The organism is Streptomyces sp. NBC_01017, assembly GCF_045162795.1.
Classification (GTDB): Bacteria; Actinomycetota; Actinomycetes; order Streptomycetales; family Streptomycetaceae; genus Streptomyces; species Streptomyces machairae.
Genome location: NZ_CP108683.1, coordinates 9,086,915 through 9,110,972 on the forward strand (window position 1 = coordinate 9,086,915; position 24,058 = coordinate 9,110,972).

The window sequence follows — 24,058 nt, forward strand, 5'->3', positions numbered from 1 at the left end:
TGTAGTTGCTCACAGTAAAACTATACGCGCAGTAAACAACGCCACGGCAAGCAACAGAGCCGTGATCAGCCCGCAAAAAGTTGCGCGGTTCGCAACCTGGTGCGTATCGCGAACCCACCGCTAGCATGCCTCGCGTATCAACGGCGCGAGCGAGACGAGGCACCATGGCACCTGTGCACTTCGACTTCCTCATCGTCGGCGGCGGCTCGGCCGGCAGCGCACTGGCGAACCGGCTCTCCGCGGACCCGGCGAACCGGGTGCTGGTACTGGAGGCGGGCCGCACCGACTATCCGTGGGACGTCTTCATCCAGATGCCCGCGGCGCTGACCTACCCGATCGGCAACCGGTTCTACGACTGGAAGTACGAGTCCGAGCCCGAGCCCCACATGGGCGACAGGCGCGTCTATCACGCGCGCGGCAAGGTGCTGGGCGGCTCCAGCAGCATCAACGGCATGATCTTCCAGCGCGGCAACCCCATGGACTACGAGCGCTGGGCGGCCGACGCGGGCATGGAGACCTGGGACTACGCGCACTGTCTGCCGTACTTCCGGCGGATGGAGAACTGTCTGGCGGCCGACGCGGACGACGAGTTCCGCGGCCACGACGGCCCTCTCGTGCTCGAACGCGGCCCGGCCACCAACCCCCTGTTCGGCGCCTTCCTCAAGGCCACCGAGGAAGCGGGCTACCCCCGCACCGAGGACGTCAACGGCTACCGGCAGGAGGGCTTCGCCAAGTTCGACCGCAACGTCCATCGCGGCCGCCGCCTGTCCGCCTCGAAGGCCTATCTCAAGCCCGTCATGGACCGGCCGAACCTCACGGTCAGAACCCGCACCCTCGTCACCCGGGTCCTGTTCGAGGGCAACCGAGCGGTCGGCGTCGAGTGCCGGCGCGGCCGGGGCCCGGTCAAGCAGGTCCGCGCCAAGGAGGTCATCCTCTGCGGCGGCGCGATCAACTCCCCGCAGCTGCTCCAGCTCTCCGGTGTCGGCAACGCCGAGGAGCTGCGTGCCCTCGGCGTCGACGTCGTCCACGACCTCCCGGGCGTCGGCGAGAACATGCAGGACCACCTGGAGGTCTACGTCCAGTACGCCTCCAAGCAGCCCGTCTCCATGCAGCCGTACATGGCGAAGTGGCGGGCCCCGTTCATCGGGCTCCAGTGGCTCTTCCGCAAGGGCCCGGCCGCCACCAACCACTTCGAGGCCGGCGGCTTCGCCCGCAGCAACGACGACGTGGACTACCCCAACCTGATGTTCCACTTCCTGCCCGTCGCGGTCCGCTACGACGGCTCTTCGCCCGCCGGCGGCCACGGCTACCAGGTCCACGTGGGCCCGATGTACTCCGATGCCATCGGCTCCGTGAAGATCAAGAGCAAGGACCCGAACGAGCACCCGGCGCTGCGCTTCAACTATCTCTCCACCGAGCAGGACCGCCGCGAATGGGTCGAGGCGGTCCGCGTGGCCCGCAGGATCCTCGAACAGCCGGCCCTCGCCCCCTACAACGGCGGGGAGGTCTCGCCGGGGCCGGGCGTCGCGACCGACGAGGAGATCCTCGCCTGGGTGGCCGAGGAGGGCGAGACCGCCCTGCATCCCTCCTGCACGTGCAAGATGGGCACCGACGACATGTCCGTCGTCGACCCCACCAGCTTGCGGGTGCACGGCGTGGAGGGCCTGCGTGTGGTGGACGCCTCTGTGATGCCGTACGTCACCAACGGCAACATCTACGCCCCGGTGATGATGATCGCCGAGAAGGCCGCCGACCTCATCCTCGGCAGGAAGCCGCTGGAGCCGTCCACGGCCGCGTACTACCGCTACCCCGACGTCCGGAAGCAGACGAAGTAGACGCGCGGCTGAAGGGGCGTCGTATACGGCGAGCGGGCCGGGGAGCCGGCCCGCTCACCCATGTGGCCGAGTCGTTCAGCGGAAAACGACCGTGCGGTTGCCCTCCACCATCACGCGGCTCTCGCTGTGCCACTTCACGGCGTGCGCCAGCACCTGCGCCTCCACGTCCCGTCCGACCGTGACCAGCTCGCCGGGGTCGAGTGAGTGGTCCACCCTGACCACGTCCTGCTCGATGATCTGGCCCTCGTCGAGGTCCGGCGTCACATAGTGGGCGGTCGCGCCGACCAGCTTCACGCCGCGCTGGTAGGCCTGGTCGTAGGGGCGCGCGCCCTTGAAGCTGGGCAGGAAGGAGTGGTGGATGTTGATGGCGCGGCCCTCCAGCTGCTTGCAGAGGTCGTCGGAGAGGATCTGCATGTAGCGGGCCAGCACCACCAGGTCGATGTCCAGCTCCTCCACCAGCTCCAGCAGCCGCGCCTCGGCCTCCGGCTTGGTCTCCTTGTTCACCGGGATGTGGTGGAAGGGGACGCCGTACGTCTGCGCGAGTCCCTCGAAGTCCCGGTGATTGGAGACGATCGCGGGGATCTCGATGTTGAGGGAGCCGGAGCGCATGCGGAACAGCAGGTCGTTGAGGCAGTGTCCGAACCTGGACACCATGATCAGTGTCCGGACCGGCGTGGCGGCCTCGCTCAGCGCCCAGGAGATGCGGTAGGCCTGAGAGACGGGACCGAACCGGTACCGCAGGCTTTCCAGGTCGACGTTCGGATCGGAGACGTCGAAATGGACCCGCATGAAGAAGCGGTCCTGGAGCCGGTCGTCGAACTGCTGGCTTTCCAGGATGTTTCCGGAGTTCCTGACGAGGAAGCCGCTCACGGCGTGAACGAGACCGGCACTGTCGGGACAGGAGAGGGTGAGAACGTACTCGCGGCCGGATGGCGATCGGGGGAACTTGGGGGACACGTCGGCCTCCGTCGGTGCGCATTGCACAACATGGTGAGCGATGCGCAACATGGTCTGCTCGCTGCCGCTTCCGGTCAAGGGTGGCCAGGAAGGTGATCGCATGGTCAAATCGTCATCGGTCAACCTCTTGACGTCCGTCCGGTCGTTCGCAAGGGTGTTCCACCACAAGCAATCGGGTGCACGATGCGCAACGACTTCGGTGAAAGGCTCGGCGCGTGGCAGACCTCTACGTGGATGGCGAATGGCGTGAGCCGGTGGCCGGCGGGCAGCGGGAGATCCGATGCCCCGCCGACGGCACCCTCGTGGCGACCGTGTCGGAAGGGACACGTGCCGACACCGAGGCGGCGATCGCCGCGGCCCGCCGCGCCTTCGACGAGGGGACCTGGCCGGGCACTCCCGAGCGGGAGCGCGGCGCGCTGCTGCTGCGCACCGCCGACCTGATCGAGCGCGACGCCAAGGAGTTCGCCCGCGCCGAGTCCCTGGACACCGGCAAGCGGCTGGTGGAGAGCGAGTACGACATCGCCGATGTCGTCTCCTGCTTCCGCTACTACGGCGGCATCGCGGGCACCGACGCCGGCCGTGTGATCGACACCGGCCGTGACGACGCCGTAAGCCGTGTCGTCCACGAGCCGGTCGGCGTGTGCGGACTGATCACGCCTTGGAACTACCCGCTGCTGCAGGCCAGTTGGAAGGTCGCCCCGGCGCTCCTCGCCGGCAACACGATCGTCCTCAAGCCCAGTGAGCTCACCCCCGCCACCTCCATCCTGCTGATGAAGGCCCTGGAGGAGGCCGGGCTCCCGGCCGGTGCCGCCAACCTGATCCTCGGCGCCGGGCCCGAGGCGGGCGCACCGCTCGGCGAGCACCCCGCTGTCGACATGGTCTCCTTCACCGGAGGTGTCGAGACCGGCAAACGCATCATGGCCACCGCCGCCGCGAGCGTGAAGAAGGTGGCGCTGGAACTCGGCGGCAAGAACCCCAACGTGGTCTTCGCCGACGCCGATTTCGAGACGGCCGTGGACTTCGCGCTCACGGCCGTCTTCCTGCACTCCGGGCAGGTCTGCTCGGCCGGCGCCCGGCTGATCGTCGAGGACTGCCTGCACGACCGTTTCGTCGATGAGGTCGTCCGCCGGGCCCGGCAGATCCGCCTCGGCGGCCCCTTCGACCCCGAGGCCGAGACCGGGGCGCTGATCTCCGCGCAGCACCGCTCCAAGGTCGAGGCGTACGTCGCGGCCGGCCTCGCCGAGGGCGCCGTACTGCGCTGCGGCGGCGCCCGGCCGGACGACCCCGCCCTGGGAGACGGCCACTACTACCTCCCCACCGTGCTCGACGAGTGCCGACAGGACATGCGCGTGGTGCACGAGGAGTCCTTCGGACCCGTGCTCACGGTCGAGCGCTTCACCGACGAGGACGACGCCGTACGCATCGCCAACGACACCGAGTACGGACTGGCCGGAGCCGTCTGGACGCAGGACGCGGGCAGGGCCCAGCGCGTCGCCCGGCGGCTGCGCCACGGCACGGTGTGGATCAACGACTACCACCCCTATGTGCCGCAGGCGGAATGGGGTGGGTTCGGGCATTCGGGCGTGGGCCGGGAGTTGGGACCGACCGGCCTGGACGAGTACCGGGAGACCAAGCACATCTGGCAGAACATCCAACCCCGGCCGCAACACTGGTTCCGCGGCTGAACGCCGAAAAGAGGTCGAACGTGACCACACAGACCGAGGTGCCGCAGCGGCGCGGCACGCCGCAGGACTCGGGCTCCACCCCGGTCATATCCGTACGCAGGCTGTGGAAGGTGTTCGGGCCGAAGGCCGACCAGGTGCCGGACTCCGAGGAGTTGCGCGGCCTCACCCGCCGCGAGCTCATGGACCGCACCGGATGCACCGCAGCCGTACGGGACCTGCACTTCGACGTCTCGCCCGGCGAGGTCTTCGTCGTCATGGGCCTGTCCGGCTCCGGCAAGTCCACGCTGGTGCGATGTCTGACCCGGCTGATCGAACCCACCGCCGGCGAGATCGTCTTCGAGGGCGAGGACATCCGCAAGGCCGACGCGGGACGCCTGCGCGACCTGCGGCGCCGCAAGTTCTCCATGGTCTTCCAGCACTTCGGTCTGCTGCCCCACCGCCGCGTCGTCGACAACGTGGCGTTCGGGCTGGAGATCCGCGGCATGCGCAAGGCCGAACGGGCCAAGCGAGCCATGGAGGTCGTCGAACTCGTCGGCCTCGCCGGCTACGAGAACTCCTACCCCGACCAGCTCTCCGGCGGCATGCAGCAGCGCGTCGGACTCGCCCGCGCGCTGGCCGGCGAGCCGGACGTGCTCTTCTTCGACGAGCCGTTCTCCGCGCTGGACCCGCTGATCCGGCGCGACATGCAGAACGAGGTCATCCGCCTGCACCACGAGGTCGGCAAGACCATGGTGTTCATCACCCACGACCTCTCCGAGGCCCTCAAGCTCGGCGACCGCATCCTGATCATGCGCGACGGCAAGATGGTCCAGTGCGGCACCGGCGACGAGCTGGTCGGCGCCCCGGCGGACGACTACGTACGCGAGTTCGTGAAGGACGTGCCACGCGGAGACGTGCTGACCCTGCGCTGGATCATGCGCCCGGCACAGCCCGACGACGCCCTGGACGGACCGGAGTTGGGCCCGGACGTCGTGGTGCGCGAGGCCACCCGGGCCGTACTGGCCGCCGAGAAGCCGGTCAAGGTCGTCGAGAACGGCAAGCTGCTCGGCATCGTCGGCGACGAGGAGATCCTCGCGGTGGTCGCCGGGCGGGAAGGCGACGCGTGATGACCGTCGCCGTGGAGAAACCCGAGAAGACCGGGGCCGTCGAGGAACCGGCCGCGCCCGCAAGAACCGAGCGCAGGATCAGCCGGCCCATGGTGGTCGCCGCGATCCTGGTCGTCTGGCTGGTGCTGTTCCTCGTGCTGCGCGGCAAGCAGACCCTGACCCTGGCGGCGGCCGACCTGACCGATCTGCACCGGTGGTTCAACGACGTCAACGACTCGATCGGCGCGAACCGCAACTCCAACCCCCTCTTCCTGTACTTCTTCAATGAGATCCGGCTGGTCATCGACTCCCTGGTGACCTTCGTCCAGGAGCTGATCTCGCAGCCCGCCGCCGGCCGGCCCGTCCCGACGATCGGCTGGCTGGGTGTCGTAGGCATCGTGGGCTACGTCTCCTGGGCCGTGGGCAACTGGCGGGTGGCGCTCCTTGCGGTGGCCGGCTTCACCTTCCTGGGCCTTCAGGGCCTGTGGCAGGAGAGCATGGACACCCTGGCGCTGACCGTCTCCGCGGTCTTCGTGGCGCTGCTGTTCGCGATCCCGCTGGGCGTGTGGGCGGGGCTGTCCGACCGGGTCAACCGGATCGTGACGCCCTTCCTGGACTTCATGCAGACGATGCCGACCTTCGTCTATCTGGCACCACTGACGCTGTTCTTCCTCATCGGCCCGGCCTCCGCCACCATCGCCACGCTGATCTACGCGGCACCGCCAGCGATCCGTATCACCGCGCACGCCATCCGGTCCGTGCCGACGACCACGGTCGAGGCGGCCGACTCGATGGGCGCCACGAGACGGCAGACCCTGACGAAGGTGCTGCTGCCGATGTCCAAGCGGACCGTGGTGATGGGCGTCAACCAGACCATCATGGCCGCCCTGGCCATGGTCACCATCGCGGCCCTGATCGACGCGCCCGGCCTCGGCAAGACCGTCGTCCAGGCACTGCAGTCCCTCGACGTCGGCACGGCCTTCAACGCGGGCCTGGCCATCGTCGTCATGGCCATCGTGCTGGACCGGGTCACCACCGCGGCGAGCGGACGCGAGGAGGAGGCCCGGCGTTCGAAGAACCGCTTCCTGGCCTGGCGGCGCCCGCTCCTCGGCGTGGGCGCGGCGGTCACGGCCGTCCTGGTCGTCCTCTCCCACACCTATGTGTGGGCGGCGGAGTTCCCCGGTGAGGGCGGCATCGGCAGCGCCATATCCAGCGGGGCGGACAGCGTGACCACCTGGGCGCAGGACAACCTGGGGGGCCTCACCAACGCCATCCGTGACGTCATCACCACCGGTCTGCTCAACCCGTTCCAGACGCTGCTCACGGACTCCCCGTGGTGGCTCGTCGGCGCGGCCCTGATCGCGCTCGGCGTCGTCGTCGGCGGCCTGCGCGCCGGCATCACCACGGCCGTCTGCGTGGGCCTGCTGGTCGGCACCGGGGTGTGGTCGGACAGCATGACCACGCTGGCGTCGACCGTCGTCGCCACGGTTCTGGTGATGCTGCTCGGCATCGGCTTCGGCGTGTGGATGGGGCGCAGCGCGCTGGTGGACCGGCTGGTCCGGCCCACCCTGGACGCGGCCCAGGTCATGCCGCCGTTCGTCTATCTCGTGCCGTTCCTCGCCCTGTTCGGCGCGACCCGCTTCACGGCGATCGTCGCCGCCGTCGTCTACGCGGCCCCCGTCGCCATGAAGATCATCGCCGACGGGGTGCGGAACGTGCCGGCGACCACCGTGGAGGCGGCCACCTCCGCCGGGTGCAACACCTGGCAGATCATCACCAAGGTCCAGCTTCCGATGGCACGCAGCGCCCTGACCCTGGCGACCAACCAGGGCCTGATCTATGTGCTGTCGATGGTCGTGGTGGGCGGCCTGGTGGGCGCGGGGGCCCTCGGCTACGACGTCGTGGCCGGCTTCTCCCAGGGCCAGCTGTACGGGAAGGGGCTCGCCGCGGGGCTCGCCATCGTCCTTCTCGGAGTCATGTTCGACCGGATCACCCAGGCAGCGGCGCGACGTGCCGGCGCATAAGGAGTCACTGATCATGGCAAGGCAAGCAACACACTGGAGATACGGCGTGGCCGGCATCGCCGTCCTCGGTCTCACCCTCACCGCATGCGGCGGCGCGAAGGTCGGCGACGACAGCTCGGGCGGCTCGGACAGCTCGGGCAAGTGCGGCACCTTCAACCTCGCGATCAACCCGTGGGTCGGTTACGAGGCCAACGCGGCGGTCGTCGCGTATGTCGCGGAGCAGGACCTCGGCTGCAAGGTGGTCAAGAAGGACCTGAAGGAGGAGATCGCCTGGCAGGGCTTCGGGACGGGCGAGGTCGACGCCGTCATCGAGAACTGGGGTCACGACGACCTGAAGAAGAAGTACATCACCGACCAGAAGACCGCCGTCGACGCGGGTCTGACCGGCAACAAGGGGCTCATCGGCTGGTACGTGCCGCCGTGGCTGGCCAAGGAGCACCCGGACATCACCGACTGGAACAACCTCGACAAGTACGCGGCCGAGTTCAAGACGTCCGAGTCCGGCGGCAAGGGCCAGCTCCTCGACGGCGACCCGTCGTTCGTCACCAACGACGAGGCCCTGGTGAAGAACCTGAAGCTGGACTACAAGGTGGTGTACGCGGGCAGCGAGGCCGCCCTCATCCAGGCCTTCCGCAAGGCGGAGAAGAACAAGGAATGGGTGATCGGCTACTTCTACGAGCCGCAGTGGTTCATGTCCGAGGTGCCGCTCGTCAAGGTCAAGCTGCCGGAGTACAAGACGGGCTGCGACGCCGACGCGGAGAAGATCGCCTGCGACTATCCCGTGTACGAGCTGGACAAGATCGTCAGCGCGAAGTTCGCCAAGTCGGGCAGCCCCGCCTATGACCTGGTGAAGAACTTCACCTGGAGCAACGACGACCAGAACGCCGTGGCGAAGTACATCGCGGTCGACAAGATGACCCCCGAGGCCGCGGCCAAGAAGTGGGTCGAGGCCAACCGCGACAAGGTGGACGCCTGGCTCAAGTAGGCGCCTGCCAGGCTCCTGGCAGGCCATCGGCAGGCCCTTCATGCCCTTCACGGATGCCCGGTGGGCGGTGCGCGCGGGATGCGCACCGCCCACCGGGCATCGCCGTGTCTTCGGGCGTGTTTCCCGAGGTCGCGGACCCCTTGACACCCACCTGCACGACAGGCACATTGAGTTGCGCAACCTGAACCAAGTTGCGTGAGCAGCAACTGTACGGATCGACTGGTTAGCCAACCGGAGGTGCGGCGATGGCGGGTCCCCGAGTGGTCATCATCGGAGCGGGAGTCGTCGGTGCGGCGCTCGCGGACGAGATCTCCGCGCGAGGCTGGACCGAAGTGACCGTGGTCGACCAGGGCCCGCTCCCCGCCACCGGGGGCTCCAGTTCGCACGCCCCGGGCCTGGTCTTCCAGACCAACTCCTCCAAGACCATGACCGAGCTGGCCCGCTACACGGTCGAGAAGCTCTGCTCCCTCGACGTCGACGGCAAGCCCTGCTTCCTCCAGGTCGGCGGCCTGGAGGTGGCGACCACGCCCGAGCGTCTGACGGAACTGCGGCGCCGCCACGGCTGGATCACCGCCTGGGGCATCGAGTCCCGGCTGCTGAGCGCCGAGGAGTGCGTCGAGCAGCACCCCCTGGTCAACCCCGACCGGGTCCTCGGCGGCCTCCTGGTCCCGACGGACGGGCTCGCCAAGGCGGTGCTCGCCGTCGAGGCGCAGATCCGCCGTGCCGCCGGACGCGGCGTGCGCTTCCTCGCCCGCCACGAGGTCCTCGACATCCGGCAGGACGGCGGCCGCGTCACCGGCGTCCACACCGACCAGGGCGAGATCCCCGCCGACATCGTCGTGTGCTGCGCCGGCATCTGGGGCCCGAGGATCGCCCGCATGGTCGGCATGAACCTCCCGCTGACCCCCCTCGCCCACCAGCTCGCCTGGACCGGCCCCGTCCCGGCCCTCGCCGGCCAGACCGAGGAGGCGGTCCGCCCGATCCTGCGCCACCAGGACGCCGACCTCTACTACCGCGACCGCTTCGACGGCATCGGCATCGGCTACTACGGCCACCGCCCCATGCCGATCTCCGCCGACGACATCCTCTCCGTCGACGACGCCGACGACATGCCCTCGGTCCTGAAGTTCACGGAGGAGGACTTCGAGGACGCCTGGACCGAGACCCGGTCCCTGCTCCCCGTCACGAAGGACGCCAAGGTCGAGGAGGGCATCAACGGCCTGTTCTCCTTCACCACCGACAACTTCCCGCTCCTCGGCGAGTCCCCGGACGTCAAGGGCTTCTGGGTCGCCGAGGCCGTCTGGGTCACCCACTCGGCGGGGGTCGGCCGGGCCATGGCCGAGTGGCTGGTCGACGGGTACTGCTCCTCCTTCGACCTGCACGAGTGCGACGTCAACCGCTTCGAGCCGCATCAGCTCTCCCCGGAGTACGTCCTGGCCCGTGACTGCCAGAACTTCGTCGAGGTCTACGACATCGTCCACCCCCTCCAGCCGTCGGGCGACCCGCGCCCGATCCGCACCAGCCCCTTCCATGCCCGCCAGCGCGAGCACGGCGCCTTCTTCCTGGAGGCCAACGGCTGGGAGCGCCCGCACTGGTACGAGGTCAACGCGGCGCTGACCGAGGGCCGTTCGGTGCCCACCCCGAACGACTGGGCAGCGCAGTACTGGTCGCCCATCGTCGGCGCCGAGGCCCAAGTGACCCGGGAGACGGTCGCGTTGTACGACATGACGGCCCTGAAGCGGCTGGAGGTGACCGGCCCCGGTTCGGCGGCCTTCCTGGAGCGGCTGTGCACGGGCAAGGTCGCGAAGTCGGTCGGCTCGGTGACGTACACCCTCCTCCTGGACCACGACGGCGGCATCCGCAGCGACATCACCGTCGCCCGCCTCGCCCGCGACCGGTTCCAGGTCGGCGCCAACGGCAACCTCGACCTCGACTGGTTCACCCGCCACCTGCCCGCCGACGGCACGGTCCAGGTCCGCGACATCACCCCCGGCACCTGCTGCGTCGGCCTGTGGGGCCCGCTCGCCCGCAAGGTCCTGGAGCCCCTGACGGACGAGGACTTCTCGAACGACGGCCTGAAGTATTTCCGCGCCAAGCCCGCCTACATCGGCAGCGTCCCGGTGACGGCGATGCGCCTGTCGTACGTCGGCGAACTCGGCTGGGAGCTCTACACCACCGCCGACCAGGGCCTGAAGCTGTGGGACACCCTGTGGCGGGCGGCCGAGCCCCTCGGCGGAATCATCGCGGGCCGCGGCGCCTTCAACAGCCTCCGCCTGGAGAAGGGTTACCGCTCCTTCGGCACCGACATGACCTACGAGCACGACCCGTACGAGGCCGGCGTCGGGTTCGCCGTCAAGCTCGACAAGGACGACTTCATCGGGAAGGCGGCCCTGGAGCGCCGTAGGACGGAGGTACGACGGAAGCTGACCTGCCTCACCATCGACGACCCGCAGTCGGTCGTCATGGGGAAGGAGCCGGTGTACGACGGCGACCGCGCGGTCGGCCACGTCACCAGCGCGGCCTACGGCTACACGATCGGCAAGGGCATCGCCTACGCCTGGCTGCCGGCCGAACTCGCGGCTCCCGGTACGGCGTTGCACATCGGCTACTTCGACCAGCGGGTCGAGGCGGTCGTGGCCGAGGAGCCGTTGTTCGATCCGTCGATGTCCCGGCTCCGTGGATGAGGGTTCCAGCGAGGAGGAAGATCAGTCCGGCGAACCCATCCGGTGGCTGATCTCGTCCGCGCCCCTCATCAGCACGGGGGCGAGCTCGTGGATGCGCTCCTCGGTGAAGCGGTACGCGGGGCCGGAGGCGCTGAGGGCGGCGACGACGTCGCCCTCACGGGACCGGATCGGGGCCGCGACGGCGTGCAGTCCGATCTCGAGTTCCTCCAGCGTCACCGCGTATCCGCGCTCCCGGGTCTCGGCGAGGCTCTTCTCCAGCTTGGTCCTCGCGGTGAGCGTGTGCGGGGTCATCTTCTGCATCCCGGACGCCGCGAGCACTTCGGCGCGCTCCTTCGCCGGCCGGTGGGCCAGCAGGATCTTGCCGCTCGACGTGGCGTGCACGGGGGTCAGCCTCCCGACCCAGTTGTGCGCGCCGACCGCTCCCGGGCCCCGTACCTGGTACAGGTTGACGGCGTAATGCTCCTGCAGGACCGCGATGTTGACCGTCTCGCCGATCTCCTCGCTGAGCCGCTCGCACACCGGCCGGCCCTGCTGGGTGATGTCCAGGCGGCTCGTGACCGCGCCCGCCAGACGCACGATCCCGAAGCTGAGCCGGTACTTGCCCCGCTCGGTCGTCTGCTCGACAAGACCGCGCGCCTCCAGCGCACCGAGGAGGCGGAACGCGGTCGACTTGTGGACGTCGATCTCGGCGGCGACCTCGCTGACACCCGCTTCGCCACGGTGGGCGAGGATCTCCAGGACGCTGACCGCACGGTCGACGGACTGCACGCCACTCACCGTGTGACCTGTTGTTTCTCCATCTGCCGCATGGTTGCTCATAGCGCAACTATACGGCGGCCCCTGAAGGCTGCCCAGCGAAGAGGGTGAGTCAGCTCACTTCATCCTGATCGGGGCCTCGGGAGGTCGGCGAAAAAAGTTCGGCCGCGGATGTCGAGAACCCGCGACCTGCTCCGTCCCCGGGGTGAACGCGACCACAATGGGTCGCACCAGCACCGAGGAGAACATCATGGCCAAGTACCTGCTGCTCAAGCACTACCGCGGCGCTCCTGCGGCGGTCAACGACGTGCCCATGGACCAGTGGACGCCCCAGGAGATCTCGGCGCACGTGCAGTACATGCAGGACTTCGCGGACCGGCTCGAGAAGACCGGAGAGTTGGTCGACAGCCAGGCGCTCGCCTCCGAAGGGAGCTGGGTCCGGTACGACGGTGAGGGGCGCCCGCCGGTCACCGACGGCCCGTTCGCCGAGACCAAGGACCTCATCGCCGGGTGGATGGTGATCGACGTCGACAGCCACGAGCGCGCCGTCGAGCTGGCCGGGGAACTGTCCGCCGCCCCCGGTGCGGGCGGCAAGCCGATCCACGAGTGGCTGGAGGTGCGCCCGTTCCTGGCCGCGGCGCCCAATGTCACGGAGTGCTCCTTCAAGTGACCTCATCGATCGACGAGGCCCTGCTCAGGAGCCTCACGCCGAGCGTGCTCACCGTCCTCGTCCGCCGCGGAGCCGACTTCGCGGCGGCCGAGGACGCCGTACAGGACGCCCTGGTCGAGGCCGTCCGCGTCTGGCCGGCCGACCCTCCGCGGGATGCGAAGGGCTGGCTGATCACCGTGGCCTGGCGCAAGTTCCTCGACGCGACCCGGTCGGACGCCGCACGCCGCCGGCGGGAGGACGTGGTCGACGAGGAGCCGGCGCCCGGGGCCGCGTCCGCGGTCGACGACACGCTCCAGCTGTACTTCCTGTGCGCCCACCCCTCGCTGACGGCGTCGTCCGCGGTCGCGCTCACCCTGCGCGCCGTCGGCGGCCTCACCACCCGGCAGATCGCCCAGGCCTACCTGGTGCCCGAGGCGACCATGGCGCAGCGCATCAGCCGCGCCAAGCGCACCGTCTCCGACGTGCGGTTCGACCGGCCCGGCGACGTCGCCACCGTGCTGCGCGTCCTCTACCTGGTCTTCAACGAGGGCTACTCCGGCGACCTCGACCTCGCCGCCGAGGCCATCCGGCTCACCCGGCAGCTCGCGGCGGCGATCGACCACCCCGAGGTGGCGGGGCTGCTCGCCCTCATGCTGCTCCACCACGCCCGGCGCGCGTCGCGGACCGCGCCCGACGGCAGCCTGGTGCCGCTCGCCGAGCAGGACCGCGGCAAGTGGGACACCAAGGCGATCGCCGAAGGCGTCGACATCCTCCAGGCGGCGCTCGCCCGCGACCGGCTCGGCGAGTTCCAGGCCCAGGCGGCCATCGCGGCACTGCACGCCGACGCGCCCACCGCCGAGGAGACCGACTGGGTGCAGATCGTCGAGTGGTACGACGAGCTCACGCACCTGACCGACAGCCCGGTCGTCCGCCTCAACCGCGCGGTCGCCGTGGGCGAGGCCGACGGACCGCGCGCGGGCCTGGCAGCGCTCGCGGAACTGGACGACTCGCTGCCCCGTCACACCGCGGTGGCGGCATACCTCCACGAACGCGACGGCGACCTGGCGACGGCGGCACGGCTCTACGCCGAGGCGGCCCAGCAGGCCCTCAACCTCGCCGAACGCGATTACCTGACCCGCCAGGCCGCCCGTCTCAACACCCGCCGCCGACGCTGACGCCCGCGGCCGGTCGCGACCGGCTCATGGCGTCGCCGGGTGCGTCGACTCCGCCGCGGCCTGGCTCTCGTGGTCCCGCTGGGCGCCGACGGTGAACTCGTGGGCGTACGCGGCCTCGTCGATCGTGGCGCGCAGACGGCCGGCGATGCGCTCCACGTCGCCCCGCTCCGCAGGGGGGTGCGGGGCCCCGGCCCGTTCCCTGGCCGCCGCCGCCGTGCCGAGCAGACGGATCGCCCGCTCCGCGGCCCCGGCCAGCGAGTACGCACCCGCCAGGCCCTCGAGGGCCAGCGCGACCGAGCGGGGGTCCTTGGTCGTCGCGGCTGCCGCGAGGCCGTCCCGGTGGTACGCGAGCGCCCGGCCCGCGTCACCGCGCTGCTCGGCGATGAAGCCCAGCTCGGCCAGGACCAGAGCCAGGCCCGGTCCGTCACCGCGCCGGCGGTTCCAGGCGAGCCAGGGCCGCAGCCACTCCTCGGCGGCGTCCAGCCGGCCCTGGCGCCGGGCGCTCAGCGCGAGGCCCAGCGCGGCGAACTGCTCGGCGGGCTGGTTGCCCTGCTCCACCGCGAGCCGCAGGGCACGCGTGTGCAGATCGTCGGCCTCGTCGTAGCGCTGGGTGAGCAGGGCGATCCTGCCTAGGCCCGACAGCTTCGTGGACATCTCCGGCCAGGTCTCCAGGGCCTGGGCGATCCGCAGGCTCTCCCGGTGCAACTGGGCCGCCCGGTCGTAGTCGCCGTTGATCTCGGCGAGCCTGCCGAGCACGTCGGTCGTCTTCAACCGGCCCCACAGGTCGCCCAGTTCCGCGAAGTGGGCGCGGGCGTCCTCGGCGTTGCCGCGCAGCGACTCCAGGTCACCGCGGGCCAGGGCGAAGCAGGCGCGTGTGGTCAGCGCGGCGGCGGTGCCCCACGCGTCGCGCAGGGTGCGGAAGCGGACCAGGACGCGCTCGACCCGCTGCTCGCCCGCGACCAGCGCCCCGACCGTCCACTGCGCGTGCGCCAGGAACCACTGCGCCCTCGTCGACTCCAGGGTGGACGCGGGATCGTACGCGTCCAGGGCGTCGCACTCACGGTCGTGCTCGCCGAGCAGCAGGCGGATGCCCGTGTACCAGAACTCCGCCTCCCCGCGCTCCTCCGGCGCCGCCTCGCCCGGCGTGTCCAGGGCCGTGGCCAGCGCCCTGCGGGCCTCACCGAGCCGGCCCCGGACGTACCAGTACCAGGTCAGCGAGTTGACCAGGCGCAACGCCTCCTGAGCGGCCCCGGCCCGGGCGGCCTCGGCCAGCGCGCGCTGCACATTGCCCGCCTCCAGGTCGAGGTACTGGAACCAGCGGGACTGCTCCCGCTCGTGCAGATGAGGCCGGGCGCGCTCGGCGAGGCGGACGCAGTGGCGCAGATGCCGGGCCGCCGTCTCGGCGTGCTCACCGGACTCGGCGAGCCTGTCACGCGCGTAGACCGCGACGGACTCCAGCAGCCGGTAGCGCGGACCCTGCGGTCCCTCGCTGCGGACCGCCAGCGAGCGCTCCACGAGCAGGCTCAGCGCGTCGAGGACGTCGGCGGGGGACACGCCGCCCCCGGAGCACACGTCCTCGGCGGCCCGCAGGCCGCATCCCTCGCTGAACACCGACAGCCTGCGCAGCACGGTCTGCTCCCGGGCGTCGAGCAGACCCCAGCTCCAGTCGAGCGTGGCCTGAAGGGTCCGGTGCCGTGAAGGGGCGTCCCGGTAACCGCTGTTGAGGACCTTGAAGCGGTCGTCGAGACGGTCGTGCAGTTCCCTGATGCCCAGCGATCGCACGCGGGTGGCGGCCAGTTCCAGGGCGAGCGGGATGCCGTCGAGGCGCCGGCAGACATCCGCGACGAGCGGGGCGGTGGTGGCGTCGAGCACGAACTCCGGGTCCGTCGCCCTGGTCCTGTCCACGAAGAGGCGTACGGCGCCCGCGCTCGTCAGCGCGTCGAGGTCCGGCAGGTCCTCCGGGGGCAGCGACAGCGGCGCCACCGGATACACCGTCTCGTCCCGGGTGCGCAGCGGTTCCTGACTGGTCGTCAGGATGTGCAGGTGCGGGGCCCGGCCCAGCAGCAGGCCGGCCAGCCGCGCGACGGCCTCCACGACGTGTTCGCAGTTGTCCAGCACGAGCAGCAGCCGCCGGCTGGCCAGCGCGCTCGCCAGGCGTTCCGTCGGGCCCTTGGCGTCGTCGTCCGAGGTGTTCTCCCGGATGCCCACCGTCGCCATGACCTGCTCGGCCAGCGACTCCGCGTCGGCGAACCGCTCCAGGCCCCCGGCGTCCGCGAGTTCCACCAGCCAGGTGCCCTCGCCGAATGCGCCGGCCAGGCTCTGCGCCGTGGCCTGGGCGAGGCGGGTCTTGCCGACCCCACCCGGGCCCGTGAGTGTCACCAGACGGCGCTGTAGGAGCAGCGTCCGGATCGCCCGCACATCCTGTTCGCGGCCCACCAGGGGCGAGGCCGAACCGGTCGGCCCCGGACCGGCCGGCGCCCCCGTGGCCGGCTGCGCGGGCGGCTCCGGCCGGGCAAGCACGGGGTCGTGGCGCAGGATGGCCTGTTGCAGTGCCTCCAGGGACGGTCCCGGGGTCAGCCCCAGCTCGGTGTCGAGCCGGCGCCGCAGATCGTTGAAGCAGTCGAGCGCGTCGGAGGAGCGTCCCGCCTGGTACAGCGCCCACATCAGCGCGCCCCGCAGCCCTTCGCGCAACGGATGCTGCTCCACCAGCTCCGTCAACTCGCCTACCAGCAGGCTGTGTTCGCCCAACTCCAGCCGAACCCCGGCGTGCTCCTCCACCGCCGTGAGGCGCTCCTCCTCCAGGCTCGCCGCCGTCGGCCGCACGGACGGCTGGTCCGCGAACTCCGCGAAGGCGGGGCCGCGCCACAGCCCCAGCGCCTCGGTGTACAGCGCCGCCCGTGTCACCGGGTCCTCCCCGGACCTGGCCCGGGCGACCAGTTCGCGGAACCGCCCGGCGTCGAGCGCTCCGGCAGGGATGTCCAGGACGTATCCGGGCGGCCGGTGCGCGATCAGTTCGCGGCCGCCCGCCTCCGCGTCCTCCAGCGCGCGCCGCAGCTGGGACACCTTGGCCTGGAGCGACGCGGTGGGCCGTGCCGTGAACGTCGAGCCGCCCCACAGGCCCTCGATGAGCCGGCCCGCCGGGACGACCTGCCCGTGGTGGGCGAGCAGATCGGCGAGGAGCATCCGCACCTTGACTTCGGGTACCCGCACGACACGTCTGCTGTCCGTGCGCACCTCCAGCGGCCCCAGTACCCCGAATTCCATGATCTCAGCGTAACCGGCCGTAGGCCGCCGCGACTTGCGACGAAAAGGGCTCGGCCACCGGCCCGAAGTGCCGGCACGCAGCATTTCCGAAGCCGTCCGAAGCGAATCCGAAGGGGCATATGCCAGGGTTCCTTGAGGAATGCGGTTCGGCGGCGGTGCGGAAGGCGTGGGCAGGTGGCCGAGAATGAGCGACTGCGGCTGGCGATCATCATCGGCAGCATCAGGAAAGGACGGTTCGGGCACGTCGCGGCGGAATGGCTCGCCTCGCGCGCCCGGCTGCGGCACGACTTCGACGTGGACGTCATAGACCTCGCCACGGCCTGGCTGCCCGACGTGATGTCCGCCGACCCGGCGGCACCCAGACCCCAGGCCGTCAAGGACCTGGCGCCCTGGCTGGCGGCGGCCGACGCGTTCGTGGTGGTCACTCCCGAGCACAACCAGACGTTCCCGGCGTCCTTGAAGAACGCGATCGACTGGTACGACGAGGAATGGCACGCCAAACCCGTCGGATTCCTCTCCTACGGCGGACCCTCCAGCGGCCTGTGCGCGGTGGCCGCGCTGCGCCAGGTCTTCGGCGAGGTGCACTCCGTGACGGTGCACGAGACCGTCAGTTTCCACAACTACTGGGAGCGGCTCGGGCCGGACGGCACCCTCGCCGCCTGCGACGACTGGGACTTGTCGGCCCGGCAGATGTTCGACCGCCTCAGCTGGTGGGCCGGTGTGCTGCACCGGGCCAGGGCCGAGCGCGGGTACCACGTACCCCGGATGAACGGACAGGAGAAAAGCGCGCCATGGACGGCCAGTGGTTCCGACGTTTCGGCGATCCCGAGCCCGACGCCCTGAGGCTGATCTGCTTCCCGCACGCGGGAGGTGCCGCCAGCGCGTACCGGCCGCTGTCACGGCAGCTGAAACCGCACATCGAGGTCCGGGCCGTGCAGTACCCCGGGCGGCAGGACCGGCGGCACGAGCCACCGGCGGCCGGTATCAGGGAACTCGCGGCGGTCGTCGCCGGGAAGCTGGAGGACGACGACGGGGCAGCGCCCTTCGCGTTCTTCGGCCACAGTATGGGGGCACTGGTCGCGTACGAGACCGCGAGGCTCCTGGAGCAGCGCGGGGCACGACCACCCCGCAGGCTCTTCCTGTCGGCCCGCGCCGCACCTGGGCCGACGCCGCGTCCGCACGATCAGCTGGCGGACGACGCTGCGATCCTGACCGCCGTACGCCGACTGGGGGGAACCGGGGCGGCGTTGTTCGACGATCCCGAGCTGGTGGCGATGGTGCTGCCCGCTCTGCGAGCCGACTACGCGGCTCTCGCCGGGTACTCCTGGACGCCCGGGGAGCCGCTGCAGGCGCCGGTGACCGTGCTGTGCGGCGACGCCGACCCGGTCGTCTCCGTGGCTGAGGCGGACGGCTGGCGGACGTACACCCGCGCCGAGACCGAGGTGCGGGTCTTTCCCGGCGGTCACTTCTATCTGGACCAGTGGCTCGGCGACGTCGCCGAGGTGGTGCTGAGCGGCGTCGGCTCGGCGAGTGCCGCTCGCGGCGGGCAACGGCGCCTGCCATGACTGACCATGGGTGTTCGACGTACGGGGGTAGGCGTGGAATTCAAGGTTCTCGGGCCGCTTGACGTGGTCAGCGGCGGACGGAGTCTGCCGCTGGGCGGCGTCAAGCAGAGAGCGGTGCTCGGGCTGCTGCTCCTCCACGCCAACCAGGTGGTCGCCACCAGCCAGCTCCTCGACGCCCTGTGGCCCGAGGACGCGAGGCCCGTCACGGCACGCAAGATGGTGCAGAACGCCGTGTGGGGGCTGCGTGCCCTGCTGGAGAGCGGCGGCGCCGAGGGGCATGAGCCGCCGCAACTGCTCACCCGGGCGCCGGGCTACGTACTGCGCGTCGACCCCGAACAGCTCGACGCGACCCGCTTCGAGCGCGCCGTCGCCGCGGGCCGGGCGCGTCTGGACGCGGGTGCGGCTGCCGAGGCCGCCGAGCTGCTGGGGGAGGCCCTTGCGGAGTGGCGCGGCTCGGCCCTGTCGGACCTGGCCGAACAGGGCGTGGAATGGACCGAGTTGACCGCACTGCGGCAGCTGCGCCTGGACGCCATGGAAGACCGCTTCGAAGCAGAGCTGGCGTGCGGCCGGCACCATGCCGTGCTGGGCGAACTCACCTCGCTGGCCGAGGCCGAGCCCCTGCGGGAACGGCTGTGCGGGCAGCTGATGCTCGCCCTGTACCGCTGCGGGCGGCAGGCGGAGGCGCTGAGCGTGTTCAGCAGGGTGCGGCTCGCCCTGGTGGAGGAGTACGGCCTGGAGCCGTCCGCCGCCCTGCAAACCCTCCAGCGGCGCATACTGCGTCACGACCAGGCCCTGGCCTCTCCCACCGAGGACCGCGCGGAGCGGGCCGCCGCCGAGGTGGGCGCCGCTCGGCGGCACCCGGTCGACGAGGCGGGCCCCGCGCAGGCGCCGGTACCCATCAGCGCGCGCGTCAGGGCCCCCGCAGTGGGCGAGTTGGGCACGTCGACACCGGAACCCTTGCGCGCGGCCACCCTCGCGGCCGCCGGCAGCCGTGCTCGCGTTCCGTCGTCCTACGAGGCTGTGGAGCCCTCGGGAGGGACGCGTGTTCCTGCACCTCGCGGTGCTGTGGAGAGCGGCGACCTGTTACGCGCGCCGTCGTCCTTCGGCGCGGTGGAGACCCGAACGGTCGCCGAGCGCCGGGACGTGTGCGTGCTCGTGGTGTGCACCGAGTCCGCCGGGGACGCGGCGGCCATGGGGAGCGAGCAGCTGGACACCTCGCTGCACGACGCGGTCACCGTGCTCACCGAGAGCGTGGAGACCAGCTCCGGCACGGTCGTCGGCTCCATGGGCGGGCTGTGCGCCGCCCTGTTCGGGCTGCGCTCCGATCGCCCCGAGGCGTCGTTGAACGCGGTGCGCGCGGCCTTCGCGGCCCGTGAACGGCTGGCCTCACGGGCGGGCATGGTGATGCGTGCCGTGGTGATCTCCGGCAAGGCGATCGTGCGGCACGATCCGCACGACCCGCGGGCCGCCGTCTCCGTGGTGGGCACCCTGCTCGACAAGGCGCACGGACTGCTCGCCGGCGTCCCTGAGGGCGAGTTGTACGTGAGCGAGGACGTGGCGGCCGACACCGGCACATGGGTGAGCTACGACGAGGCCACCCGCCCCGCCGACGGGGCCGTGGGCATCCGCAGGGCCCGGGCCCTGCACTCGGGCGAGCCCGTCGCGCCCGCCACCGACACCCGGCGCCGGCCCGAACTCGCCCTGCTGGAGAACCTGCTGGAGTACTCGCGCCACCACGACGTGCCCTCCATGCTGACGGTGCTCGGCGACCACGGGGTCGGCAAGACACGCCTCCTCGCCCAGTTCGAGCGCGGCGTCACCGACGACTTCGACGAGGTGCGGGTCCTGCGGCCGCGCCTGCCCAAGGGCGGCCAGGACGCCCCGGGCACGGCCGCCGCGCTGCTGGACGCGTGGGCACCGCGGCAGGGGGTGCGGCTCGACCCGCCGGAGCAGCGGATCAGAGCCGTGGTCCGCTCCGCGGTCGACTCCGACGTGGACGCGGCGCGGCTGCTGCGCGTGCTGTGCCCAGCACCCCACTCCGGCCTGCCGGGGCGCGGGGCCGACGTACTCGCCGCGTGGAGCGAGGTGTTCGAGCACGAGGCACGTCACCGCCCCCTGGTCCTGTGCCTGGACGACCTGCACCTCGCCGACGACGTGGTGCTCGACTGGGTGGAGACCCTGGGCGGCGCCGGCACCGGCGCGCTGCTCGTCGTCGCGTGCGGCCACGCCGACCTGCTGCGCCGCCGCCCCTTCTGGGGCAGCGGCTGCGAGCACGCCAGCCGGCTCACCCTGCCCCGCCTGCGGGACCCGGCCGCCTCGCTGCCGCGGCGCACCCTGCCCGGCCCGGACCACCGCCCGCGGCGGCAGGAGGAGCGGGCGTGGGCGTCCGGCCGGATCCACCCCGGGTTCCGGGGCAAGGGAGCCGAGCCGGTCGAGGTGCGGCCCGGGCGGCGGGCCGTGTGATGACCGGGCCGAGGAGTCGCGAATGGGCGGGGTGTGTGCGGGACTTGATGTGCTGTCCGCATGGACATCGCATCCCCACAGACCCGCCGCCCCGCGCACGCCTCGCCCCGGCCGGTGCGTGCTGCCCCCGCCGGCGAGGTGGACGCCCCGCTGGCCGTCTTCGTCGGCACCCGGTTCGCCGAGGCCCTGCACGAAGGGCTGAGCCGAGCCAGTCGCCCCCGGGGCGCCGGACCGGCGCGGCCGGCTGACTCCGCGCCCCTCGCCCGCCCGCCCGGCTGCGGGGGAGCGCGGCAGGACGCCCTGCTCGCCGAGCACGCCGAGGAGATACTGGCCCGCTTCGCCGCCGGACTGCGGGCCTTACCGGGCGTCACCGCGGCGGAACGGACCCGGATCACCGCGTGGGCGCGGCGGGTGCTCGGTCCGGCCGGGTCCGCCGGACCGGTGCGTCCGGGCGCCGGGGCTCGCTGGGAGGCGGTCGCGGGCTCCCTGCTCGTCGAATCGGCGGCGGACGTCCTGCCCGACGGGTCTGCGGGCGTCCCGCGGGCCCTGGGCGCCCTCGCCCGTGCCATCCGCCTCACCGGCACGGGCGGGACGCGCTCAGGCGACCTCGGACTCCCGGAGCGGCGGCAGCAGGGACTCCAGTAGCCGGTCCAGACAGTCGCCCGTCTCCGGGCTCAGGCTGAGGGTCACCGTGCGCGGGCGTGCGGTGGCCCAGCCCGGACGCCGGTCCGGCAGCCGGGAGTCCGCGCCGACCGCGACGAGCAGCGGCGCGCCGACGTGGGTCTGCGTCATCCGCTCCACCAAGTCCAGCAATGTGTCGTCGGCGTGCTGGAGGTCGTCCCAGATCAGCACCAGCGGCTGCTCGCGCGCGGCCCGCGCCAGGAACGTTCCCCACGCCCGGAGCATCTCGGCGACCTCCTCCTCGTCCGCCGCACGCTGTGGCGACAGCAGCCGGGCCAGGGGTGCGTACAGGTCGGCAACGGTGGCCGGATCGCCGCAGAGGCGATTCAGGGTGGTTCGCAGCCGCCCGGCCGCGTGGGCCTCCGGGCCGCCCGGGTCGATGCCGCAGTAGGCCGCCAGGATCTCCGCCGGCACCGACAGCGCCGAGCCGGCCTGCTGCGGCGGCGGAACCGTGCCGGCCAGCACCCGCACGGGGCCGCCCTGGAGCTCCTCCACCTGCCGCTGGAACTCCATGAGCAGGCGCGTCCGGGCGCGGCCGGAGCCGTCGATGAGGGTGATCAGATGAGCCGCCGAGCGCCGGCGGGTGTGCTGCAGGGTGTGATGCATCAGCGCCAGTTCGCTGACGTGGACACCGGCTCCGACTCGATCCCACGACAGGTCCGATGCCCCGTCGTGCAGTGCGTGCAGTTCCCACGGGGCGACAGCCGATGCGCAGGCGCGCCGGAACGTTGCCGCCCGCTCGACCTGCCGGCGGGTCTCGTCGCAGACGTGGATCTCGCCGGCCTGCACATGGGCCAGCATCGACCGGCAGGTGTCGACGAGCCTGCCGCCACCCCACGGCGGGGGCGGGTCGTCCGAGGGCCGGCGCGGCAGCAGGGCCTCGCCGGACGCCACGGCGGCATGCACGGTGAGACCGCGCACGGCGGCCTGCGGCGGCGTGAGTGTGCCGGTCGGGACACTGAGGCCGGCGCGGACGGCGGACGCGGTGCGGACCGCGCGCTCGGCGCTGTCGGCCGGATCCGCCCCGTCGGCGAACACGGCGAGCACTTTCGAACCGAGCACTGCCGTGACCCGGCCGCCGTGCAGTTCGGTCTTCTCGCGGGCGAGCTGGGTCAGCGCGTCGAGCACCCGGTCCCGGTCCTCGGCCGGCACCTGGCCCAGTTCCTCGCCGAGCCCGAAGCGGAACATGACCACGCTGGCGGTACGGGACTCGTGCCGGCCGGGGGAGGAGACCTCGGCGGCCGGCACGGCCGGCTTCGCGGGCGCCGTCGGCTCCGCGCGATCCGCCGGCTCAGTGCGTCCCGTCGGTTCTGTGGCCGCGGCCGGCTCCGCGGGCGCTGTCGGTGTCGCAGGTGCGGGGGCCGCGGCGGGCGCGGCGGGTGCCGGCGGAGATTCCGCGGGCCGGAGGACAGGGGCGAGGTTCGCCGCCCCCCGGCCGCCCACCGCGCGAGGCACCTCCAGCGTCGGGTCCTGGGTGAGGATCGCCTGCTGGAGCCTGTGCAGTTCACGCCCCGGCTCCAGTCCGAGCCCCTCCACGAGGGCGGTGCGCACCCGGCCGAACACCGCCAGCGCCTCGGCCTGCCGCCCGCACCGGTACAGGGCCACCATGAGCTGACCCGAGGCGCGTTCACGCAGCGGCTCTGCGGCCACCAGGCTCTCCAGGTCGGGCAGCACCAGCTGGTGCCGGCCGCAGGCGAGGGCGGCCTCGAAGTGGTCCTCCATGACATCGAGCCGCCGGTTCTGCAGGGCCGTCAGCTCCGGCCAGCAGATGCCCTCCTCCACGAGGTCGGACAGGACGGGCCCGCGCCACAACGCCAGCGCCTCGCCGAGCGACCGACGAGCGGGTTCCACCTCGCCCGCCGCCAGGGCGGCCCGGCCCGTCACCACCCGTTGCTCGTAGTCGAGCAGGTCGACGTGGAGCGGGGGCACGCGCAGCAGATAGCCGGGCGCACGGGTCAGCAACTCGGGGCCGTGCTCGGCCCGCGGTGGCCGCGACAGGACGCCGCGCAGCTTCCAGACGGCGTTCTGCAGTATCTTGCGCGCGGTCATGGGCGCGCCGTCGTCGGCCCACAGGGCCGACAGCAACTGGCTGGTGGACACCACCTGGTTCGCCTGCAGCAGCAGATACGCCAGTACCGCGCGCTGCCGGTGCCCGCCCAGGTCCACCAGACTGCCCGGTGGTCCGCCCGAACTCTCGACTTCCAGTGGCCCCAATAAGCGGAACTGCATGAACTCCCCCGTTTCTGCTCG

Annotated in this window: 16 protein-coding genes; 12 read left to right on the forward strand and 4 right to left on the reverse strand. The window is 71.5% G+C overall.

The genetic code is table 11. From position 1 onward, the window contains the following. Positions 1-164 precede the first annotated feature (164 nt). The gene (gene betA / locus OG331_RS41775) at positions 165-1,835 is read left to right on the forward strand and encodes a choline dehydrogenase (protein ID WP_406206820.1); all 1,671 of its coding nucleotides are present in this window, start codon (positions 165-167) and stop codon (positions 1,833-1,835) included. Positions 1,836-1,910: 75 nt separating this feature from the next. On the opposite strand, the gene purU is transcribed toward betA, so the two are convergent. Beyond that, a complete protein-coding gene (purU, locus tag OG331_RS41780; RefSeq protein WP_406206823.1) occupies positions 1,911-2,792 on the reverse strand; it encodes a formyltetrahydrofolate deformylase in 882 nt (293 codons plus the stop codon). 215 nt (positions 2,793-3,007) lie between these two features. Here purU and OG331_RS41785 point away from each other — a divergent pair, with 215 nt between their 5' ends. The 5 genes from OG331_RS41785 to OG331_RS41805 all read left to right on the forward strand — a co-directional run bounded on the left by OG331_RS41785 (position 3,008) and on the right by OG331_RS41805 (position 11,255). After that, positions 3,008-4,477, forward strand: a complete 1,470-nt coding sequence (locus tag OG331_RS41785; protein ID WP_406206826.1) for an aldehyde dehydrogenase family protein — start codon at positions 3,008-3,010, stop codon at positions 4,475-4,477. Between the two features lie 20 nt (positions 4,478-4,497). Then, positions 4,498-5,583, forward strand: coding sequence for a glycine betaine/L-proline ABC transporter ATP-binding protein (locus OG331_RS41790; protein WP_406206829.1), 1,086 nt, complete (start codon positions 4,498-4,500; stop codon positions 5,581-5,583). Further along, positions 5,583-7,586 carry an ABC transporter permease gene (locus tag OG331_RS41795; protein WP_406206831.1) on the forward strand — a complete coding sequence of 668 codons (2,004 nt, stop codon included), beginning with the start codon at positions 5,583-5,585 and terminating at the stop codon, positions 7,584-7,586. Before OG331_RS41790 ends, OG331_RS41795 begins: the two co-directional genes overlap by 1 nt. Positions 7,587-7,599: 13 nt before the next feature. Next, positions 7,600-8,571, forward strand: coding sequence for an ABC transporter substrate-binding protein (locus OG331_RS41800; protein WP_406206834.1), 972 nt, complete (start codon positions 7,600-7,602; stop codon positions 8,569-8,571). Between the two features lie 245 nt (positions 8,572-8,816). Continuing rightward, positions 8,817-11,255: an FAD-dependent oxidoreductase gene (locus OG331_RS41805; RefSeq protein WP_406206836.1), complete on the forward strand. Its 2,439-nt coding sequence runs from the start codon at positions 8,817-8,819 to the stop codon at positions 11,253-11,255. Between the two features lie 21 nt (positions 11,256-11,276). Here the strand turns inward: OG331_RS41805 and OG331_RS41810 are convergent, their stop codons facing one another. Further along, positions 11,277-12,074 (reverse strand): IclR family transcriptional regulator, encoded by a 798-nt coding sequence (locus OG331_RS41810; protein WP_406206839.1) that lies wholly within the window; start codon positions 12,072-12,074, stop codon positions 11,277-11,279. A gap of 187 nt (positions 12,075-12,261) precedes the next feature. Here OG331_RS41810 and OG331_RS41815 point away from each other — a divergent pair, with 187 nt between their 5' ends. Together OG331_RS41815 and OG331_RS41820 are read left to right on the forward strand one after the other, a co-directional pair. Further along, a complete protein-coding gene (locus OG331_RS41815) occupies positions 12,262-12,681 on the forward strand; it encodes a YciI family protein (RefSeq protein WP_406206842.1) in 420 nt (139 codons plus the stop codon). Between the two features lie 8 nt (positions 12,682-12,689). Further along, the gene (locus OG331_RS41820) at positions 12,690-13,835 is read left to right on the forward strand and encodes an RNA polymerase sigma factor (protein ID WP_406210656.1); all 1,146 of its coding nucleotides are present in this window, start codon (positions 12,690-12,692) and stop codon (positions 13,833-13,835) included. A gap of 24 nt (positions 13,836-13,859) precedes the next feature. Here OG331_RS41820 and OG331_RS41825 read toward each other — a convergent pair whose 3' ends face one another. After that, entirely contained in the window at positions 13,860-17,099 is a 3,240-nt protein-coding gene (locus OG331_RS41825) for a BTAD domain-containing putative transcriptional regulator (protein ID WP_406206844.1), read from the reverse strand. Between the two features lie 174 nt (positions 17,100-17,273). On the opposite strand from OG331_RS41825, the gene OG331_RS41830 reads away from it, so the two are divergent. The 4 genes from OG331_RS41830 to OG331_RS41845 are packed head-to-tail and all read left to right on the forward strand — an operon-like array spanning position 17,274 to position 21,772. After that, positions 17,274-17,942: an NADPH-dependent FMN reductase gene (locus OG331_RS41830; protein ID WP_406206846.1), complete on the forward strand. Its 669-nt coding sequence runs from the start codon at positions 17,274-17,276 to the stop codon at positions 17,940-17,942. Further along, the gene (locus tag OG331_RS41835) at positions 17,891-18,664 is read left to right on the forward strand and encodes a thioesterase II family protein (protein ID WP_406206849.1); all 774 of its coding nucleotides are present in this window, start codon (positions 17,891-17,893) and stop codon (positions 18,662-18,664) included. The genes OG331_RS41830 and OG331_RS41835 overlap by 52 nt, the downstream gene beginning before the upstream one ends. 33 nt (positions 18,665-18,697) lie before the next feature. Further along, positions 18,698-21,127, forward strand: a complete 2,430-nt coding sequence (locus OG331_RS41840; protein WP_406206852.1) for a BTAD domain-containing putative transcriptional regulator — start codon at positions 18,698-18,700, stop codon at positions 21,125-21,127. A 60-nt stretch (positions 21,128-21,187) separates the two neighbouring features. After that, positions 21,188-21,772: a hypothetical protein gene (locus OG331_RS41845; protein ID WP_406206855.1), complete on the forward strand. Its 585-nt coding sequence runs from the start codon at positions 21,188-21,190 to the stop codon at positions 21,770-21,772. Here the strand turns inward: OG331_RS41845 and OG331_RS41850 are convergent. Next, on the reverse strand, positions 21,725-24,037 hold the full coding sequence (locus tag OG331_RS41850; protein ID WP_406206858.1) for a BTAD domain-containing putative transcriptional regulator: 2,313 nt from the start codon (positions 24,035-24,037) through the stop codon (positions 21,725-21,727). The two genes, OG331_RS41845 and OG331_RS41850, sit on opposite strands and share 48 nt — an antisense overlap. Positions 24,038-24,058: the final 21 nt, after the last annotated feature.

Coding starts and splice junctions, on each gene's coding strand:
- betA (WP_406206820.1), top strand. CDS start 165: ATGGCACCTGTGCACTTCGACTTCCTCATCGTCGGCGGCGGCTCGGCC.
- OG331_RS41795 (WP_406206831.1), top strand. CDS start 5,583: ATGACCGTCGCCGTGGAGAAACCCGAGAAGACCGGGGCCGTCGAGGAA.
- OG331_RS41800 (WP_406206834.1), top strand. CDS start 7,600: ATGGCAAGGCAAGCAACACACTGGAGATACGGCGTGGCCGGCATCGCC.
- OG331_RS41805 (WP_406206836.1), top strand. CDS start 8,817: ATGGCGGGTCCCCGAGTGGTCATCATCGGAGCGGGAGTCGTCGGTGCG.
- OG331_RS41810 (WP_406206839.1), bottom strand. CDS start 12,074: ATGAGCAACCATGCGGCAGATGGAGAAACAACAGGTCACACGGTGAGT.
- OG331_RS41815 (WP_406206842.1), top strand. CDS start 12,262: ATGGCCAAGTACCTGCTGCTCAAGCACTACCGCGGCGCTCCTGCGGCG.
- OG331_RS41825 (WP_406206844.1), bottom strand. CDS start 17,099: ATGGAATTCGGGGTACTGGGGCCGCTGGAGGTGCGCACGGACAGCAGA.
- OG331_RS41835 (WP_406206849.1), top strand. CDS start 17,891: ATGGACGGCCAGTGGTTCCGACGTTTCGGCGATCCCGAGCCCGACGCC.
- OG331_RS41845 (WP_406206855.1), top strand. CDS start 21,188: ATGGACATCGCATCCCCACAGACCCGCCGCCCCGCGCACGCCTCGCCC.
- OG331_RS41850 (WP_406206858.1), bottom strand. CDS start 24,037: ATGCAGTTCCGCTTATTGGGGCCACTGGAAGTCGAGAGTTCGGGCGGA.